The 18,251-nt window shown below is 50.1% G+C and carries 16 protein-coding genes, 1 tRNA gene and 1 pseudogene; 6 read left to right on the top strand and 12 right to left on the bottom strand.

What is annotated here, in order from left to right:
• Positions 1-142: 142 nt before the first annotated feature.
• Positions 143-1,162: pseudogene (locus WC598_RS11650) on the top strand (IS110 family transposase); the annotation flags it as partial.
• Positions 1,163-1,624: 462 nt separating this feature from the next.
• On the opposite strand, the gene WC598_RS11645 reads toward WC598_RS11650, so the two are convergent.
• Both WC598_RS11645 and WC598_RS11640 read right to left on the bottom strand, forming a co-directional pair.
• Positions 1,625-1,858 carry a hypothetical protein gene (locus WC598_RS11645; protein ID WP_372961671.1) on the bottom strand — a complete coding sequence of 78 codons (234 nt, stop codon included), beginning with the start codon at positions 1,856-1,858 and terminating at the stop codon, positions 1,625-1,627.
• Between the two features lie 144 nt (positions 1,859-2,002).
• The gene (locus WC598_RS11640; RefSeq protein WP_372961670.1) at positions 2,003-2,353 is read right to left on the bottom strand and encodes a helix-turn-helix domain-containing protein; all 351 of its coding nucleotides are present in this window, start codon (positions 2,351-2,353) and stop codon (positions 2,003-2,005) included.
• Positions 2,354-3,404: 1,051 nt separating this feature from the next.
• Between WC598_RS11640 and WC598_RS11635 the strand changes: the two genes are divergently transcribed.
• The 5 genes from WC598_RS11635 to WC598_RS11615 all read left to right on the top strand — a co-directional run bounded on the left by WC598_RS11635 (position 3,405) and on the right by WC598_RS11615 (position 8,452).
• On the top strand, positions 3,405-4,148 hold the full coding sequence (locus tag WC598_RS11635; protein WP_372961669.1) for a recombinase family protein: 744 nt from the start codon (positions 3,405-3,407) through the stop codon (positions 4,146-4,148).
• A 460-nt stretch (positions 4,149-4,608) separates the two neighbouring features.
• Positions 4,609-5,529 (top strand): site-specific tyrosine recombinase/integron integrase, encoded by a 921-nt coding sequence (gene xerA, locus WC598_RS11630; RefSeq protein WP_372961668.1) that lies wholly within the window; start codon positions 4,609-4,611, stop codon positions 5,527-5,529.
• A 1,325-nt stretch (positions 5,530-6,854) separates the two neighbouring features.
• On the top strand, positions 6,855-7,310 hold the full coding sequence (locus WC598_RS11625; RefSeq protein WP_372961667.1) for a hypothetical protein: 456 nt from the start codon (positions 6,855-6,857) through the stop codon (positions 7,308-7,310).
• A 178-nt stretch (positions 7,311-7,488) separates the two neighbouring features.
• Positions 7,489-7,561: transfer RNA gene (locus WC598_RS11620), tRNA-Gln, on the top strand.
• A gap of 69 nt (positions 7,562-7,630) precedes the next feature.
• Complete coding sequence (locus WC598_RS11615; RefSeq protein ID WP_372961666.1) at positions 7,631-8,452, top strand: potassium channel family protein; 822 nt, start codon at positions 7,631-7,633, stop codon at positions 8,450-8,452.
• A gap of 126 nt (positions 8,453-8,578) precedes the next feature.
• Here the strand turns inward: WC598_RS11615 and WC598_RS11610 are convergent, their stop codons facing one another.
• The 10 genes from WC598_RS11610 to argH form a co-directional block, all read right to left on the bottom strand.
• Complete coding sequence (locus tag WC598_RS11610) at positions 8,579-10,330, bottom strand: DUF2070 family protein (protein WP_372961665.1); 1,752 nt, start codon at positions 10,328-10,330, stop codon at positions 8,579-8,581.
• The gene (locus WC598_RS11605) at positions 10,330-10,986 is read right to left on the bottom strand and encodes a diphthine--ammonia ligase (RefSeq protein WP_372961664.1); all 657 of its coding nucleotides are present in this window, start codon (positions 10,984-10,986) and stop codon (positions 10,330-10,332) included. Before WC598_RS11605 ends, WC598_RS11610 begins: the two co-directional genes overlap by 1 nt.
• Positions 10,987-11,000: 14 nt before the next feature.
• Complete coding sequence (locus WC598_RS11600) at positions 11,001-11,885, bottom strand: carbohydrate kinase family protein (RefSeq protein WP_372961663.1); 885 nt, start codon at positions 11,883-11,885, stop codon at positions 11,001-11,003.
• Complete coding sequence (locus WC598_RS11595; RefSeq protein WP_372961662.1) at positions 11,882-12,220, bottom strand: DUF555 domain-containing protein; 339 nt, start codon at positions 12,218-12,220, stop codon at positions 11,882-11,884. The genes WC598_RS11600 and WC598_RS11595 overlap by 4 nt, the downstream gene beginning before the upstream one ends.
• An 11-nt stretch (positions 12,221-12,231) precedes the next feature.
• The gene (locus WC598_RS11590) at positions 12,232-12,759 is read right to left on the bottom strand and encodes a nitroreductase family protein (protein ID WP_372961661.1); all 528 of its coding nucleotides are present in this window, start codon (positions 12,757-12,759) and stop codon (positions 12,232-12,234) included.
• Entirely contained in the window at positions 12,746-13,102 is a 357-nt protein-coding gene (locus tag WC598_RS11585; RefSeq protein ID WP_372961660.1) for a hypothetical protein, read from the bottom strand. The genes WC598_RS11590 and WC598_RS11585 overlap by 14 nt, the downstream gene beginning before the upstream one ends.
• 136 nt (positions 13,103-13,238) lie before the next feature.
• Positions 13,239-13,559 (bottom strand): DUF5350 domain-containing protein, encoded by a 321-nt coding sequence (locus WC598_RS11580; RefSeq protein WP_372961659.1) that lies wholly within the window; start codon positions 13,557-13,559, stop codon positions 13,239-13,241.
• 85 nt (positions 13,560-13,644) lie between these two features.
• Positions 13,645-15,501, bottom strand: a complete 1,857-nt coding sequence (gatE, locus tag WC598_RS11575; RefSeq protein ID WP_372961658.1) for a Glu-tRNA(Gln) amidotransferase subunit GatE — start codon at positions 15,499-15,501, stop codon at positions 13,645-13,647.
• On the bottom strand, positions 15,491-16,729 hold the full coding sequence (gene gatD / locus WC598_RS11570; RefSeq protein WP_372961674.1) for a Glu-tRNA(Gln) amidotransferase subunit GatD: 1,239 nt from the start codon (positions 16,727-16,729) through the stop codon (positions 15,491-15,493). The genes gatE and gatD overlap by 11 nt, the downstream gene beginning before the upstream one ends.
• Positions 16,726-18,207: an argininosuccinate lyase gene (gene argH / locus WC598_RS11565; protein ID WP_372961657.1), complete on the bottom strand. Its 1,482-nt coding sequence runs from the start codon at positions 18,205-18,207 to the stop codon at positions 16,726-16,728. Before argH ends, gatD begins: the two co-directional genes overlap by 4 nt.
• Between the last annotated feature and the right edge of the window lie 44 nt (positions 18,208-18,251).

Below are 18,251 nucleotides of genomic sequence, written 5' to 3'. Positions count from 1 at the left end.
ACAAAACTGCTGCTCGTGCATTTCGGGGGATTCACGCGCTTCGTTCTCCATTCCGGGTTTGTCTAACTTTCGAATGGGTTTTACTAGTCCTTAGATCTTTCGGTCGAAACCAACTGCGTAAGTCCTAGTACCGGTTACTGTTGCCAACGCGCATCATATCAAACACGTACCCGGAAAGAAGACAGACATAACGGATTCCCATTGGATTGCCCAGTTAGAACTGAACAACCTGATTACACCGTCACGAATATTTACCGGAGACATTTATGATCTTCGAACCCTGACCCGAAGCAGAGAATTACTGGTGCAGAGCCGAACTGAACTCAAGAACAAAATTCATCATCTTTTTGATAGTGCCAACATCCGATTGTCGTCGTTGTTATCGGATTTATTCGGGAAATCCGTGTCGATAATCCTTAAAGGACTTGCACAGAAAAAAACCCTGGACGAGATTATCGAATCACTTCCGAAAAAAATGAGAGGCAACGCGGACATAATCTCTGCAACATTACCCGCTTCAATTCCCCCGGTTGTTCTCGTTCTTCTTCAATCATACCTCAAACTTGTCGATGATCTTGATGCCGAGATCAAACTTCTTGAAGGTAGAATCCGGGAATCTTTGGCAACCAAATCCCGGGATTTCCAGATTATTACGTCAATCCCCGGTATTGGATTTATCGGTGCTTCAACACTTATCGCAGAGATCGGAAATGTTCATGACTTCCAAACTGCTGATAAACTTACCAAATGGGCCGGTCTGACACCCTCGGTTTATCAATCCGCAAATGTCACCAGGACAGGTTCAATAACAAAACAAGGATCCCGACATATTCGATGGATCCTCGTTGAACTTGCCCATATTGCTATCCGATCTCCGGGCAGGATTAAATCGTTCTTCGAACGACTTATGCCGAAAAAAGGTTACAAGAAAGCTATTGTTGCGGTTGCTCGCAAAATGCTCCGCATTGTATGGCATCTCTTGGTTAACGATGAAGTATTCGTTGATGAATTCCCCCGATCCAAACAGGTCAAATTCCCTAAATTGCCAAAGAAGATTCAAGCTATCGGTATCAACAAACTCATTGAATTGCTGTCTAAAGCTTCGGAGGTTATTATCTGGGATCGCAATCAGGAAATTTTCCGGTTAGGGATGAGTGATTGATTTTATTTCTCAATTTTCATGGGAAACCTGTGTTGTTACGGACAATCTTTTTGTTGGCGATTTCGTTAGACTGAATCAGAAATCATCGAGCTTTGAGATCCCCGCTGAACTTTCTTTTCAGGATAGAGAATTTGTTTTCCACGAGTTGTCGTCTTAGATAAAACCATGTTATTGAACTGCCAAGCCATTTCCTGATGGTATTTTACCACCGATTATCTGATTATTCCAGATGCGAATTGGGATAACCGAATTGGCGTGCTGGTCTTCCCGTCTCAATCGGTGAATCGCTTCAGAGTCGTATCCTTTGTCCATAACGTAACAATCAGACTTTCAAGTTTTATGGCTTTGTCGGAGTAATTTCTCGGTATGTCGGGGATCGTGGACCCCGCTGGTCGAGGCTACGAATCCGTTAATCACCAGTTGCTCATTATCAACGGAGATCGACGTTTTCAGGAAATGTTTTCAGATCTTACCGGTTCGTTCTGAAAAATAATGGCTGCAGTACCCGCTCGTAAATCCGGACGAATCGATAGCGGTTATGGGGATATTTTCATCCGAAGAGTAGAACAGGTTCAATGTCTTTCTGAAGGTGATCCGAAGATAGTGTATTTTTATCCGACAAAGAAATTTCTGGAGCGTAGTGAAGTGCAGCACTTCGGATAGATCAAGGATTTCCAGTGCTCTGTAGAAACACACATGAACTCCCGTTCATGTGTGTTTCTACTGACCAAAAAATCGCCAAAGGCCCAAAATTTCAAACGCAGACAAATCTCTGTCAACAAAATGGACAATAATTGTGGCACCCTCCATTTAGGTTCTGTTTTTTTTGCTAACTGACACTCATTTATTTTCATTGGGAGATTGTTCCCCCATGATATCCCGGATATAATATTTCATTTTTAATTGTGATGTTGGTTGTTCGTCTTTTTTATCTTGGATGAGGGTTGCCTGATTGGTTTCCTTTTGTTCCTGATTGTTCCTTGTTGGCGTATTCGTAACCTGTTTGCTCAACCGGTTGCTATTGGATTCAATAAAGAAATCGAGGGAATCCTTTGGAATTCTCCAGGCTCGGTAGGAAATTTTCACTCCGTGCAACTTTCCGGAGCGAAGCCACAGGTGAACTGTTTTCTGGTGAACGCCAAGTATATCTGCCACTTCTTTTGGGGTCAGCATGAGAGTACTGTCAGACATATCGTGATATTACCAATGATTCCCTTTAGTAAAAAATATTCTGTGGATTCGTGCGCATTTTATTCTCTCTTTGATAGGTATTTTCCTTTTTACATCAAGTGAACTGTGACACTTTGGTGTACAGAGATTTTCGTTTCGCAATTGTGGTGGGGGGAATAATCTCAAAACCGCATTTTTTGATATAGCATCATATGGTTTATTTACGATCCTAAGTAATGTTCGTGATCTGAAATCAATAAAAAATCCACGTTTCTCACTGTCGTGTATTTGATCTTTTACCGAATCTATGAGATATCGTAATAATTTTAGGCTCTGTAGAAGCGTTTTTTTTTTTCAAATAAAGCCTTGTTTAATTGACTAGAACTTCAAAAACCGGGTGTTCCTCTACGTTATGAAACAAACTTTTGGAAGTTTTTTGTGAGTACAATGGAATCCTTGAATATCTGATTTGCTGACACGGTTTCAGTTCATTTCCAGTTCACGCAACACAGGTTGTGTATTCTGTTTCGTCTGAACGAATGGATGTGAGTAACTAAAAACTTGGGCGTTTTCACTATTGAGAAGATCGCCTTGATGGAGTTTATCACTTGATCCATATTCCGTGCCAACATTCTTATCCGGGTCAGGAATTGAATACAAATCTATGGGTGGAATCGCAGATGACCTGTACCGTTTTCCGATGAAGAGCAATATTGTCGGAGAATATCGTTAAAACCATCTCCACTGTTGTGAAAAGAAAGGCTGGAATTCCCGCAATAGTGGAAAAAACCGACTGCAATGATTGAAGATCAAAATGGAAGCGATCTCTATTTTTTCATTCGAAAAGATTCCCATTCTCATGTCTTATCATGCGGGGGGAAATTCTGCAGATGATTAATTAATCCAAATAAAATACCCTTGTTCCTCCGGACTCCCGTTCAGCTTCTCTCATCTGGTTTTTGGATCCCGACTTAGTTGTGGTTTTATCATTCCTATTGGAAAGCCTTACGCTCTACGACGGTGACGATCAAAAACCGTCATATTGCGCACCGGTTGGCAACGGATTGAGTTTGTGGGTTGGAATACCCTTGTTGGGAAAAGAACCCCCTATTTGTCCTATTTTGTGAAAAATGCTTTACCAAAAACGAGTGTTAGAAGGTACCAAAATGTTAATACCTATTTGATGCTATATTTTTACCAAAAGGCAAGACTTATGATAAAAATTGGGTATGTTCGCGTTTCCCGTGAGGATCAGAATGTCGAAAACCAGATCAACCTGCTTGTGTCTGAAGGGCTCCCCCGCGACTCGATCTTTGTGGATCATATATCCGGTATCTCTGCTGTTGAGGATCGTGTGGGCTATACAAAGATGATGCAGGTAATAAACAACCGGATTCCTGATGAAATAATTACATTATATGTCTTTGAAATCTCTCGTCTGGGGCGTTCGTTTCTTGAGACTTTGAATACTGTCAGGACGCTCGAGGCATCCAATGTTCGTGTCTGGTCTCTTTCCCCGGCAGAATCCTGGAGCCGGATTGATGACAAAAAACTTCGTGATCTGATGTTGTCCATTTTTTCATGGGTTGCCGATCGGGAACGGGAGAACCTGATCGAACGGACAAAACTGGGGCTTGCCCGGGCAAGAGCCGAGGGTAAACACCTCGGCAGACCGGAACGGGTGATTCCCTGGAAACGGGTCAAAGAACTGCAGGAAAAAGATATTTCCCTGGCGGCAATTTCCCGTATCCTTGATATTCCGTACACGACTCTGTACCGGCATAAATCACAGCTTGAAAAGGACTCCGAAAAATAATTTTTTTTGGCAGATACTTTAAAAAATGGGGTTTGAATCTTTTTCATCCGAATGGTATCCGATTGAATAAAGGCTGGATCTTGCACAAATTCCCTTTACATATCGTGTTGGGATGGATTTGTCCATGAATATCGAGAAGAAACGAACATAGCGTGCTTCTGTTGGCATTTAATCGTTCAGAAGGGTGAGATTACCCACCGATCTGAAAAAACCCCTGTTTTTCAGAGTTTATATTTTGACTATTGATAACTCCATGAAGATTATCCCTGTTTTCCGATACCTGTGCAGATGAGAAATGTTTCCGGGAAACAACCGAATTGTTTTTCGCAGCAGATCATTTTGGTGCGTTTTTTAAATCCGCGGAATCAATTTGTCTTGTTTTAAAATCGGGATTCAGATATTGCGCAGAATGTCTATTCTGCGCAAACCTTTATTTATGTGAGATAAAATAGAATAGAGCATGGAAAGCGGGTATTTCTCGGAGTGGCTCAAATCCTACCGGACCTACCTCCGGATGCGGAACTATTCTGCCCGCACTCTCGAAAGTTATGAACTGGTAATCAAACACTTTGGTTATTATGTCTGGCTCCGCCGTCATACTGAAGTTACAAAACTTGTCATTTACTGGAAAGATATCGAAAACGCCAGGCTTGATACCAGCGTCGACGTTACCCCGGTTATGGTATCCGATTTTCTCTCCTTTGTCTCTTCCATGAGATCGTACAAACCCAAAACCTCGCATCGTATCATCTCGACACTCAGCTCCTTCTACCGTTTCTTATATACTCAGGGGGCGGTTACGGCAAATCCTCTGACGGGGATTGATCGTCCCCGGATCAAACAGCAGGATATCAAATACTTGAAGCATAACCAGGTGCTCCGGCTGATCGATTCGATCGAGGATCCTCGGGACAAACTGATTGTCAGGACGATCTATGCGACCGGGGTCCGGGTATCTGAATTGTGCAATATGGATATCGAGAACATCGATTTTGATGAGCATACGATAAAAATCCGGGGAAAAGGGGATAAAACCCGGATTGTTTTTGTCGATGATGATACATTGAAGGATATTTCTGCATTTATCGGCAACAGGATCGTTGGTCCTCTTTTTATTGGCCAGCAGGGAAAACACATCTCTTCCCGGGCGATCCAGCATATCTTCAAGCATTACGCTCCGAATGGCATCACCCCTCATAAAATCCGTCACAGCTATGCCAGTGAACTCTATAAACGGTCGAAAAACCTGCGTGTTGTTCAGGAAAATCTCGGGCACACTTCAATAAAAACAACGGAAATCTATTTGCACACTGATATTGATGAACGGCGGCAGATTTACCAGCAGTTTTTCCCTCTTTCGGGGTCAAATGATAGTGAATAATTTTTTTTATTTCACAATATAAACCATATGATGCTATATCTAATACCATCCATTTTTTACCCGTTGTTTCTGGCGAAAACCGTACGATTATCTCATGACCTGATGCGTTCAATGGTTTGGGATCTATCAAATATTCTGAATTATTGTTGAGGGCAAAGATGACTCGAAAAAATGTATTCAGGATGTGGGGGCTGACTGACAGAGTCTTCCTCACCATTCCCTATGTTTTTTTTAAAGAGTGCGCCTTTTTATAATCCTGCCCTGTCATTCGTGCCGAACGATTACCTTAGTAAACGATTCTTGTCATGGATATGCCGGTGGGGGGTGTCTTTGTATGTCATTGATTGGCCGTGGGAGCAATCTGAAACCGCTGATACGGATCTTGATCCGGGATCCAGCGCAACTCCCTGGATTCATGGATTGTGGTTTTTTCCTGTGGAAAAAGGAATTCTGTAGTTATCTTGTTATACTGACTGAATGTGCTGTTTTACCGTTTGGTAAATAAAAAATCTACATAATTCTAATTATTAAAATTTTATGGTGTATTTCCTGTTATATTGGAAATATATTGATTTCAGATTTTACTCTGATATAATGCATCAAATTGAATTGATGTTCTCATTCTTCGTAAAAATTGAATATTCCATTCTTTTTGAATTTTACTTCGTAATGGCGATAATTTTTATTTTATTCGAATCTCTCTAATTTCATAAAGTAAATTCTTCAATTGGATATTTTTGTTTTTTCAATTTCTCTTAATATTATGTGGGGTAATCAGAATTTCAACTTTAATTTATGAGGATGCTTTACTTGTTTTACACTCTTACACCTTTTAAAAAAGGATCTTTCTATTTCTATCCAATGCTATTATTTTATGGCATAATCCCTGTTAATCAATTTTTTCAGAATTTCAATTCTCCCCTGTAAAAATAATCAAATTTGGATAATGATATTTTTACTGCTTTTATCTCGTACTCAGTTTTGGAATTTTATTTCTATTCGAATCTCACTTGTTCAATGAAGATATTCTGAATTATTCGTATTTTTTTAATTTATCTTCTCTATTTACTGCGTATCTGATTATTTGTATTTTCATTTTCCTGGTGTAAATGCATTATTTATTTCCAGATAACTTCAATTATTCCAAAATTTGGCCATTATTTTATTTTACTTTACTCATTATTATCAGAATCCCGATGGTTTTATAATTTCTTTTCGCCACAGGATTCAGGTACTATGATGATTTCTAAAAAAAATGGATTCATGTGTTGAATGTACAATCGCAATTCTTTTCTCTCCCGTTGTTGACATTGTTCCTGAGTATTATGCCCAAAACCCATAAACGAAAATACGAAAAAGTCGAGGATGAAGAGATTGATCTCGTGGTAAAATGTAGTGACAGCCATGAGTTTTATGAAAAATATCGCGAAACATTTCCAACGAAAAAGAAAGGCATTGACAGTATCAGCAAGATCTGGAAACGCCGCGGTGAATTCATGAAAAAACTTCCGGATGCTGCGTTGCCCGCGGACCCCTCTTTAACAAATTCCGCTGAGCTTGAAAAGCTTCTGACCGTCCAGAATAAAATCCTTGAAGAATTAGCCGGTGTGATGAAAGAGCACCTCAAGGTGAGCAGGGAGATTCTCACCCATCTGCCAAAACCGGTCCAGGGATCTGATACTCATCTTCCCCCGAAATCAGATTCCAGACTTCCTGAGCAAAAAGAGCCGGTTAAACGAGCAGGCATGGAAAAGTCCCATGATATCATGATCGGGTCTTAATGCGAAGATAATTTGTTTCAATATACTTTATTTTTTATAAAATATCCTGAAAAATCAAGTGTTTTTACTGATCGGATTTCCTGCTGCCAAAGGTATCCTTATAGTCCTGAAATACATATGAGTTATGGCCTTTTTGGCATAATGAAAACAGGCTTCGGAAATATCAAATCTCTCATAAACCCCCGTAGTGTAGCGGTCAATCATGCAGGACTTTGGATCCGGCGACACCAGTTCGAATCTGGTCGGGGGTATCGTGTTTTCATGCAAAGAATGGGTTCTAATCTGTCTGATTTAAATATCCCAACGGGAAATCAGAACGCATGGCTTTTACCCTGACATTCCGGCTGCGGGTGTATCTTACAATCCTGATTGTCATTCTCTCTGTTGGGATGATCGGGCTTATCATAACCGAGAATTTTTCTCCCCTTGATGCTTTCTATTTCCTGATTGTCACCATCGCAACTGTGGGGTACGGGGATCTTCATCCCATAACCCCTGCCGGAAAGATTCTTGTCATTGCGATCATCATCACGGGTGTCGGGTGTTTTGTCGGTTTGGCGGCAAATACCATCGAAGACATGATCAATGAGCGGGAGCGAAAGGTGCGCCTGGAAAAACTGAACATGATAATTGGCGTCTTTTTTTCCGAAGTGGGGGTAAAACTTCTTAAAAAATTCAGCACACATGACCCCGCAATAAGTGAAATCCGCTCAGCACTCCTCGTATCCAACAACTGGTCTGATGCGGATTTCGTAAAAGCATCCGCTGCACCGAATAAGTACGTCAGCCATCTTGACAGCAGAACGGTACCTTTGGAGGAACTTCATGGATTTCTTGCGCATCATAAGGGATTTTTGCTTGCCCTGCTTGAAAATCCCCAACTCATCGAACATGACCGGTTCACTCCTCTCCTGCAGGCCCTCTTCCACCTGACCGAGGAACTGCTTGCACGGGAGACCCTGACCGGGCTTCCCGAAACCGACTATACCCACTTATCCGGTGATATCAACCGGGTCTATGGTCTGCTCATAACAGAATGGCTCTCGTATATGAAATACTTAAAACTGTATTACCCCTATCTCTTTTCCCTTGCCATGCGGACCAACCCGTTCGATGCCCATGCATCCGCGATTGTCCGGTAATTTTTTTAATTCCCTTTTTTCGCAGTCCCTGAATTAAGCTGAATGCTGAAGTGAATGCACATATTCCCGGGGAGGACTGATCGAACCGGTCGGAATCCGAAAAAAGAATACCCTCCTTTTTGGGGACTATGCCATGACGGCATAGGCTACTATTGAGAGGAGGAATGCGAGCAGGAGCATGGCAAGCGAGAGAGGCGCTACAAAGACGAGCATGGCGTTCACCGTACTTGCCAGCTGGGCTATCCGGTTGGAGCCAAAGACAACGATATGCTCGCACTGGGCAGTTGTTGCCCCGGCCTCCGCCGGTGTCAGATCCCCGATGGCCTCCTGGATGCTCTCCATGATATGGGGCAGGAACTCTTTTACGTTGACATGCATTCCCACGGGATTCTTCCCGGTGATGGTGTTCACGACATGGGAATCGGTTGTCATAACTTCTGCATTATCGACTCTCGTGAGGACCTGTTCAAGAATGATCTCCCGGACACCCGCTGCCATGTTGTTCCCGTCGATCAGGATGTACGCGGTCATCTGGTTGTCAACTTCGGCAACAAGGGTCTGGATCCCGAGATCGCCAAACCCCTCTTCGCGGCCGTAAGGGACCGTATGATGCGAAACCCCGATCCTGAACGGGTGCAGCGGTACGGAAAGACAGGTGTTCATCCCTTCAAGGCATGCCCGCTGGTATTCGGTGGCGGTCAGGGTTGCAAGGAGCACCGGGGAGGAGAGATCTGTCATGCAGTTGTGCCCGTCGACTATTGCCACGTTCGGGAACCAGCGGTGCCCTTCTGCCATGATGGTCATCCCGATCGAGAAATCCAGGTCTTCGGTCCTCTTGGGGGACCGGGTGGTCACGACAAGAACAGAATCGCCAAAGCGCTGGTAGAGCGCCTGGACAGTCCCGTCGGATACCCGGCCGGATTTTCCTGCCATGGGGAAATATCCGATATTGCGCCGGGACTTCTGCAGGGCATCGATGACTTTCTTGATCTCGGTCTCTGAGACCAGGTTGAAATCGTGCGTTGCGCAGCCGTGGGCAACAAGAGTCTCATCCTCAAAACTGTCGTGGAGGATCTTGGGAAGGTTGCCGCCACCAATCTCGCCCATCGGGCCCGGGTGGAGATTTGGCACCGTGAAGATAACCGGTTTTTTATTTTCCCTCTTGAAAAAGAAACTTACCTGGGGAACAAAGATCTCTTCGCCTATCTCCCGGAAGAAATCCTCCATTCCCTTCGAACCGTCAGTCATGTGGGCGATGAACGCATTGACAAAGGCAAGCCCCCGGATTTTAAACGCCCGCTGAAGGGGACGTTCGATCATCCAGACCAGGATGGCAAATCCCAGGCCGAAGACCAGCTGGAGGACAAGGGCAAAGATCCCGAATGCAACAAAGCCAAACGTGGATGAGAACATGAACATCCCGGCAAGGATTCCCGGGCCGCTCTGGGTAAATGCCGGGAGGATCATCCGGGGGAGGCGGTAATCGGAGATTGCAACGAGAACGAACAGGCGCAGACCGAAGATGAACCCGAGGGAGATGGCATAAAAGAGGGGAAGGTACCGGACCGAGAACGCAAGGGAACTGAGGGTGATGATCACCGCAAAGACCGTGCAGGAAAGGGCAAGAAGGGCAGACCGGTTCCAGGTCATGGTCTTCCCGCCGAGCTCGATGACCGGCTTTGTCAGGGCAAGGGCTGCAATCGCCGGCAGCGTAAAGGCAAGCGTGCCGGAGAACGGGAGATATACCCATGCCCGGGCACTGGCCGCATCGATGAAAAGGCCGAGGACAACGATGATGAGAAGGGATCTCTGCCACGAGGGAGCCGTGAAGATATACTTGGTCAGCTGCCCCAGTTTGACATCACTTCCCTGTGCCATCAGCGAAATCCCCCGAGAACGAGTTCATGCCGGTCGACCGCTGAACGGATCTCCGATGTCGTGTAGGTAATGGGCCGGGAATAAAAGGGAGCATTGAGCGCGAGGCTCTCGTACTCCCCACCTTCACCGGCAATATTGATCCGGTGGGATGCCGCCACCCGTTTTAACCGGTCGATGAGAGCGGCATCAAACCGGGCTCCCAGGAAATCCGCGCCAAGACCTTCTGCGGCCGTGACAATGATCATGGCGTCCAGTCGTTCTGAAACTTCCCGGAGCAGCTCTTCCGTATCCATGTGCCAGAGGGGCGTGTACAGCTCAAGCCCGAGCCGGTCGCAGATGGTTCTGACCCGCTCTGCCTGGTAGACCGAGGCAACGGCCCCGGCAATGACCCCCTCGATGTCGAGCGCAGCAAGGCCCGCTTCCAGGTCGGCGAGCTCCTCTTCTTTTCTCCCGTGCGTTTTGATCTCAACGTATTCCATACCGGCAACGGATGCGATAACCGGCACCGCGTCAAGGTTTGCCGAGTGGAACATGTAGGAGTCGGTATTCTTCGGCCGGGCCGTCACCAGGTACTGTACATCCTTGCCACTGTCCAGTGCTTTCTGGCAGGAAAGGACCGAATCTTTTCCCCCTGAAGTGAGTGCTGCCCAGCTCATGTTGTCATCTCCTTTTATGGCTTGCCAAGATCCCCGAAGTGCTGCCGGTACCGCTCTGTCATCATGGACCATGTCGGCAGGTGGGTCTGGCATCCCACGTGTTCCACCACAAACGAGGCCGTCACGGTCCCGACCCTGCAGCTGGTGAGCGGGGAATATCCCTGAACGTATGCCGTAAGGAATCCTGCACGGTACGAGTCACCGGCACCGGTCGGGTCAGCGAGCGTCACCGGAACCACCGGGATAAAATGCTCCTTTCCCGCGGTATACAGCGTACTCCCGTCCCCGCTCATGGTAAATATTGCCATCTTTACCCGCCCGACAATAGCATCCCTCGATGTCCCGAGGGTCCGGCACATGTGCTCGATCTCGTGCTGGTTGGCAAAGAGGATGTCAATGTTGTCGAGAAGCGAGTCCAGCTGTTCTTTTGTGTAATAGAAAATGTCCTGACCCGGGTCAAACGACGCGAACTCGCTCTTCTCTGCAACCCGGCAGTTGAATTCCGGATCTGCCGTTGCCATGTGGACGAATGGCAGGGCCGGCGGCTCTGAGTGGGCGAACGCTTTTGATGCCCCCCATTCAAAGAAGGTCATCTGGTCACCGGACTCGTCCGTGAACATGAACGCGGTGGGGGTATGGGCGTCGGGCACCACAAAAAACTGCTGGCGGACACCCAGTTTCTTCATCCAGGCATCGTAATCCCCGCCGTAAAAATCCCCGCCAACGCAGGAGATGAGGGTTGTCTGCCCCCCCAGGGTTGCGATACCCGCAGCGATATTTGCCGCTCCGCCGCCATAATAGATCTGCCGGTCCGAGATGTGGGTGGAGCAGTTCTTCTCCGGCAGGTGCCCCACTTTCGAGATATGGTCGATGGCGGTATGCCCTACTACCGAGATCATTGCTCCTGCACATCCAGTATTTTCAAGGGGATGTCCCGGAACGCTTTCCCGATAACCGATTTTGCAATCCGTCCTGCATGTTCGGCAGATTCACCCCGGAAGACTTTCATCTCCAGGACGAGGCCGACAAGGGCGGTATCCGCAACAACAATTGCACTTGACAGTTCCTTGTCGCAGTAGGGGCAGGCTAACATTCCCGCTTCGACTTCAACGTATTTTGCCCCGGGGTTCAGGCGCTTGCCTGCTTCGCTGATCGCAATTCCAATGGCATCATCAAGAGTTTTGACATCTTTTATGAGCCAGGCAGATTCCAAAGTTACAGTATAATCCGGCATAGTTTGTCACCTCACCACTGTTCGCGGTGTACATGTTCACCTATTGGCATCCGTTCCGTCAGGTGTGTCGGGGTATCCCCTTTTCCTGCGGCAAGCAGTGCTATGGGGCGGACGTGCTGGGGCAGGTCGAGGATCTCCCGTATCTCTTCCTCGTCAAATGCCCCGGTCCAGCACGTGTGGATCTTTTTTGCATGGGCTGCAAGCATCATATATGTACAGGCAATTGTTGCATCCTCGACCGCGTAGAGGATTCCCCGTTCCCCGTAGCGCGACATTGAGCGGACATAGTTTGCACACACGATGAAGACCGTTGCGGCCGTCTCGAGGTGGGCCTGCCCGAATGCGGCCTCTGCAAGGGCACAGCGGATCTCTTCATCCGTGACAACAACCACGTCCCATGCCTCGCGGTTCCCTGCGCTCGGGGCCGTGCTGGCCGCGGAAAGGATATAGTCCGTCTCCTCCGGTGTCAGCGGATCGCTCCCGTACTCGCGGACCGATGTGCGGCTGGTGAGAAACCCGGAAAAATCAGAGGAGTCCATGTTCGGTGAGTACCTGCCATGCTTCCTGTGCAGGCGTGGTGGATGCACTGATTGCAACAGCGATCCTCTCTGTTGCCTGTTCGGGCTGGTTTCCTTCCACAATGGAGATGGCATCGCTGAGCGCATTTATCGCCTTTAAGAAATCCTGTTGCCCGGTGTCGCGGAGCGCGAACTGGAGTTCGCTTCTGACGGACTCCATCATCAAAAGGAGCATCCGTTTCCCTCCGGCCCGTTCCTGTTCTGAAAAACCCGTAAGGGCGATGCTCAGCTGGGAGATCATGATCAGCCCGGACTTGGCCCGCTCCCCGAACTGGTAGCTCTTTACTGCAGTTGGAAGATCCATACTCACCATGGTTGTTCCGGATAAAATATAGTTATGATACAATATCAACTGTCAAGAAAAATTGCACACGTGCGTGTGAAAAAAACCGGTGGGGGGCGGGTGAACCCCATGACCCATCACAGGCTGTACTATCGTATTACCGTGAGGACTTTGCCTTTGCACCGAGGGCTGATACTTTTGCCCGCTTCATGCGCCGGCGGATCATCGGGTTTGCCGTGGATTCGTTGAGGCCGGATCCACCTGAACGGTCGCCGCCGCGCCTGCCGCCACGTTTCCCGCCCCGCCTCTGGCCGCCCATGGCTTCTGCCATCTGGTCAACCTGCTTGACATTTGCGCCTGCCTTGAACCGCTGGTTCGGGCCGGGGGTCTTTCCCTCGCCCTCTTTCTTCGGGACGAGACGGATCTGTCCTTTTACACCTTTTACCTGTGCCCAGATGGTTGTGCCTGTTTTACCCATAGTTAAACTCCTTATCTAATTCTGCTGCCCCACTCATAAATGTTCGCGCGGTCCGATCCGTTCCGGCCGGGGACAGTATTCCAGTTCAGGATTTTTTTGCTGCGGTTGCAGCATCAATCTCTTTTCGTAAGATCTCGCTGACCACTTTCCCGTCAACCGATCCCCGTACTTCTGCCATGACGATCCCCATGAGGGGGCCAAGCGCTCCTTTTCCTTTTTCGGCAACAAAGTCAAGCCGGTCGGTAATGATCTTCCGGACGATAGTTTCAAGTTCGGTTCGGGAAACGGACGGGCCCAGTTTTGCAAGCGCAGCCCCGATCGTAATCCCTTCCGTTATACTCCGGATCAGATCCGGAATTGCCTCTTTTGCCGCTTTCCCGTCTTCAACCGCATGCCAGATGCCAAGGTAGGCATCATCGGTCATAGCCCGGATCTCAATTCCTTCCCGTCTCAGCTCCGTTGCTGTTGAGAGCAGGGTAAATGCGGCAAGCTTCGGTTTGATCCCTTCCTGCACTGCGCGGTCGAAGAGGGGGAGTTTATCGGAACCGGCCAGCTGCATGGCATAATTTTTCTCGATACCGTACTCGCGGGCGAACCGCTCTGCCTTTGCCGTGAGCAGTTCGGGGATGGTTACTGCCGACCAGCGCTCATCGCCGATGATGACCGGCAGCACATCCGTCTCCGGGTACATCCGGGCTGCACCCGGCAGCGGCCGCATGTATGCAGTGCTCCCGCTCTCGAGCATCTTGCGGGTCTCTTCCGGGACCGGCTTGTCGGAAAGTGCCACAGATGCCCGGGTGATGACCTGGGTAATGGCACAGACAGCCTGTTTCTCATTTGCCCCGGCAACAAGGATGACGCAGTCCTGCTCCGCCGCGCCCATGTGGGATCGCAGGAGCGCAACCTCTTCAGCGGTGACCCCGTATGCCGGGAGCTCGTCCGTGTGGAAGATACCGCCGACCCCGCACTTTTTCGCGTAATCGGACATCTCGCTCCCGAGCCTTCGCTCCGGCTGGATCTCGCTCCCGACAAAACCTGCGAATCCTTTCAAGGTGACTGCATGGATCTTTTTTGCTTTTTTCAGGACTGCCGATTTGGTTTCTTTGAAGAGCGCTGTAATATCCTGACCGGATGCACCGGCAGCTGTTGCACCCCGGGCCCGGAGTTCGTCACGTATCCGGAGCAGGCTCTGCTGGCGCTGGACTTCGCGCCTTACAACTTCTGCGATCAGGTCTAGTTCCTGCACGCCTTTTATCTCCACGCGTGCTCCCTCGGCAATCGATATGTTGACATCCTGGCGGATCGTCCCTATCCCGCGCTTCACGCTGCCGGTGGAGCGGAGGACCATGCCGATATGTTCGGCAACGGACTGGACCTCTTCGGGAGTATGCATGCACGGGGATGTGGTGATCTCGACAAGCGGGATTCCGAGACGGTCGAGACTGAAGACCTCGTCCTTCACCCGCTGTGCAGCCTCTTCCTCAAGGCAGATGGTCTCGATCTCGCCGCCGTTCGGGAGCCGGCCGTTGAATGCAACGAGTCCTGTTCTCTGGAACCCGCTCGTGTTCGATCCGTCGATCACGAGTTTGCGCATCACATGCAGCTGCGGGACAGGAGTCATGCCGAACATCTTTGCGATCGTGAGGCAGACCGAGAGCGCCTCATCGTTCAGCGGCGCCGGGGGCTCCTCGTCGTTTTCGACAAGGCAGGTGGTGTCGTAGGTATAATACAGAAATTTCCGGTTGTTCTTCATCTCTTCCCGTGCAGCCCGGTCGATCTCGCCCATCTCGCTGACCGTTGCCCGGAGGTACCGGAAAAATTCCCCGTCATGCTCCGGGACTTCCCGGAGCGTTGTCGGGCAGTGGCAGAAGAGTTTCTCTTTTGTATCCAGCTGCTGGTGGATCTCGATACCGGCCACGAGGCCGAGTGCCTTATAATCCATGGATGCTCCTCCGCGTGCATTCCCCTTTGAGATCCGCCTGCATGAGCGCTGCGGCTTTTTCTCTCTCCTTCTCGTTTGCAAGCACCCACATCATCTTGACGAGAGCCGCCTCCGGGAGCATGTTGCCCCCTTCGAGAACCCCGGCAGCAAGCAGGTCGCGCCCGGTGTCGTACACCCGGTCGCAGACCCGGCCGTTCATGCACTGCGAGGTCATCACGATCATGGTGCCGGCATCGGCAAGGTGTTTCAGCTGTGGGATGAGCGTTGTGCTGGTATGCCCGAGACCGGTTCCGGCAATGACCAGCCCGGCATAGCCGTTGTATGCCTTCAGGAGGTCCGGTGACATGCCCGGGTAAAACTGGACAAGGGCGCAGTGCGGCTCGAGCCTATCATGAAGCGCGAGTTTCTGCGTCCCGCGCCGGACCGCACCAGGTGCCAGCGTTACTTCGCGGGAGGGGAATGCAACCGATCCGATGGGTTCCATCCCGAGGCTCCGGAATGCATCGCGGCGGGAGGTATGCATCTTGCGCACCCTTGTTCCCCGGTGGATGGCGCAGCAGTCGTCGTTTGTGGTAGCATGCATCACAACTGCCACTTCCCCAAGATCGCTTATTGCCGCTGCTGCAGCGCAGGCTGCATTCATGGCATTGTCGCTGGAAGGCCGGTCGGCTGAACGCTGGGACCCGACAAAGACGATCGGGACGGGCGTGTCGATCATGAAACTGAGCGCGGCCGCGCTGTAGGCCATCGTGTCTGTACCGTGGGTGACGATGATCCCCTGGGCTCCTCCCTTGATCTCGTCATAAACTGCCCGGGCAAGATCCTGCCAGATGGCGGGGGTCATGTTCTCGGAGAGGATTGTCGCAAGGGGGATGGTCCGGTAATTGGCGATCTCCTTGAGTTCGGGAATTGCGGTGAGGATATCGCTCGCGTCGAACTGGCTCGTCACCGAGCCGGTCCGGTAATCGATCCTGCTGGCAATAGTGCCGCCGGTCGAGACGATGGCAAGGTTCGGGAGGCTCCTGTTCTGCGGGACTTCGGCTTTCTTTATTGGTGATGGGGGGGTACGGGTGACGAGGCTGCAGGCTGCCGGGCTCACGCCGATATTGTAGCCCGAGTCCAGCTTGACAACTGCCATGCCGTCCCTCTCGGTGATGTAGACGCCGTTTCTCTTCTTCCCGCCGTAATCGCAGTGTACGATATCTCCAGAAACAAATGACTGTGTTATGCTACCCGCCTCCGGGCTTTGGCTATGAGATTGTTCTTTGCCTTCTCCAGGTTTTTTGCCCTGCTGTTGACAAGAGCTGCATCTTCTTTTTGTTTTTTCCGGCACGCCAGTACCGCCTTCTTTGTTGCGGCAGGGGACGGTCCCCCGGTGGCGTTCCTTATGCTGACAGAATAGTTCACGTCCAGCGCGTGATCGATCTCCTTCTGGGTAAGTCCCCTGCTCTTGAGGGATATCCCGCCCCCCACTTCCTTTGCCGCGGCTTCAAGGGTTTTTAACGTGAGGCTTCCTTTCTGCACGGCCCTCCCGACAATGTTGTGGGCAGTCCGGAACGGGATGCCATAGGAGCGCACGAGCGTATCGGCCAGTTCCGTTGCTGTTGAGAAGCCTTTCCCGGCCTCGTTGTTCATCCGCTCTGTCTCGAACTTTGCGCCGGAGAGCATCCCCTCAAGGAGCCGGAGGCTGGATCCTGCATCCTGCATCCCGCGCCAGATGTTGGGTGTGAGCTCCTGGAGGTCGCGGTTGTAACTTAAGGGAAGTCCTTTGACGATCATCATGGCGCCGGCAAAGGCCCCGAAGACCGAACCGGTCTTTGCCCGCATGATCTCTGCGGTATCCGGGTTCTTCTTCTGTGGCATGATGGAGGATGTGGAGCAGAAGGCGTCATCGAGTGTCACGAACTTTGCAAACGAGGTGCTCCAGATGATCAGTTCCTCGCAGAGCCGGCTCGTGTTGGTCATGAGGATCGAGAGATCCGCAAGCGTTTCCAGGGCAAAGTCCCGGGTTGCGACCGCGTCCATGGTGTTGGTTGCAAGGCCGTCGAAGCCCAGGAGGGATGCCGTGTATTCGCGGTCAATGGGGTACCCCGTGGACGCAAATGCAGCTGCCCCCAGGGGAGAGATGTTGACGCGGGCATACGCGTCCCGCAGCCGGTCGAAGTCCCGGGAGAAGGCCTGGTCGTAGGCGAGGAGGTGATGGGCGAGCGTTGTGGGCTGGGCGTACTGGAGGTGGGTGAACCCGGGCATGATGGTTGCGGCATGCTCGTGTGCAAGAGTGACAAGAACGTTCCTGACCTGCAGGATCTCTTCCATCCGGAGCAGGATCTCTTCCCTCAGCCGGATCCGGATGCAGGTGGCAACCTCGTCGTTGCGGGAGCGGCCCATGTGCATCCGGCCGCCGGCCTCTGCGCCCGCGGCTTCAATGATGAGCGACTCGATCCCCGCGTGGACATCCTCGAACCGTTCATCGAAGACCTCCTCCGGGATACCGTTGTCAAACAGCCCGAGCAGTGCAGGAAGGAGCTGCCCGGTGATCTCGCGGTCAATGATCTTCTGCCTGTCCAGCATCAGCACGTGGGCAATATCCACGAGCAGGTCAGCATCGGCAATCCAGCGGTCGGCCTGCATTGATGAAAGGAAATGCATCATCTCATTGGTCCTTGCACCGGACAGGCGCCCCAGCCTTACAACGTCAGTTCGCATCCGTTCACCCTTATAATTCCGGGTAATTATTGGTCGCGATGTGA

It is taken from the genome of Methanoregula sp. (assembly GCF_041645475.1).
In the GTDB taxonomy this organism is placed as follows: Archaea; Halobacteriota; Methanomicrobia; order Methanomicrobiales; family Methanospirillaceae; genus Methanoregula.
This window is presented reverse-complemented; position numbering and strand designations above follow the sequence as displayed.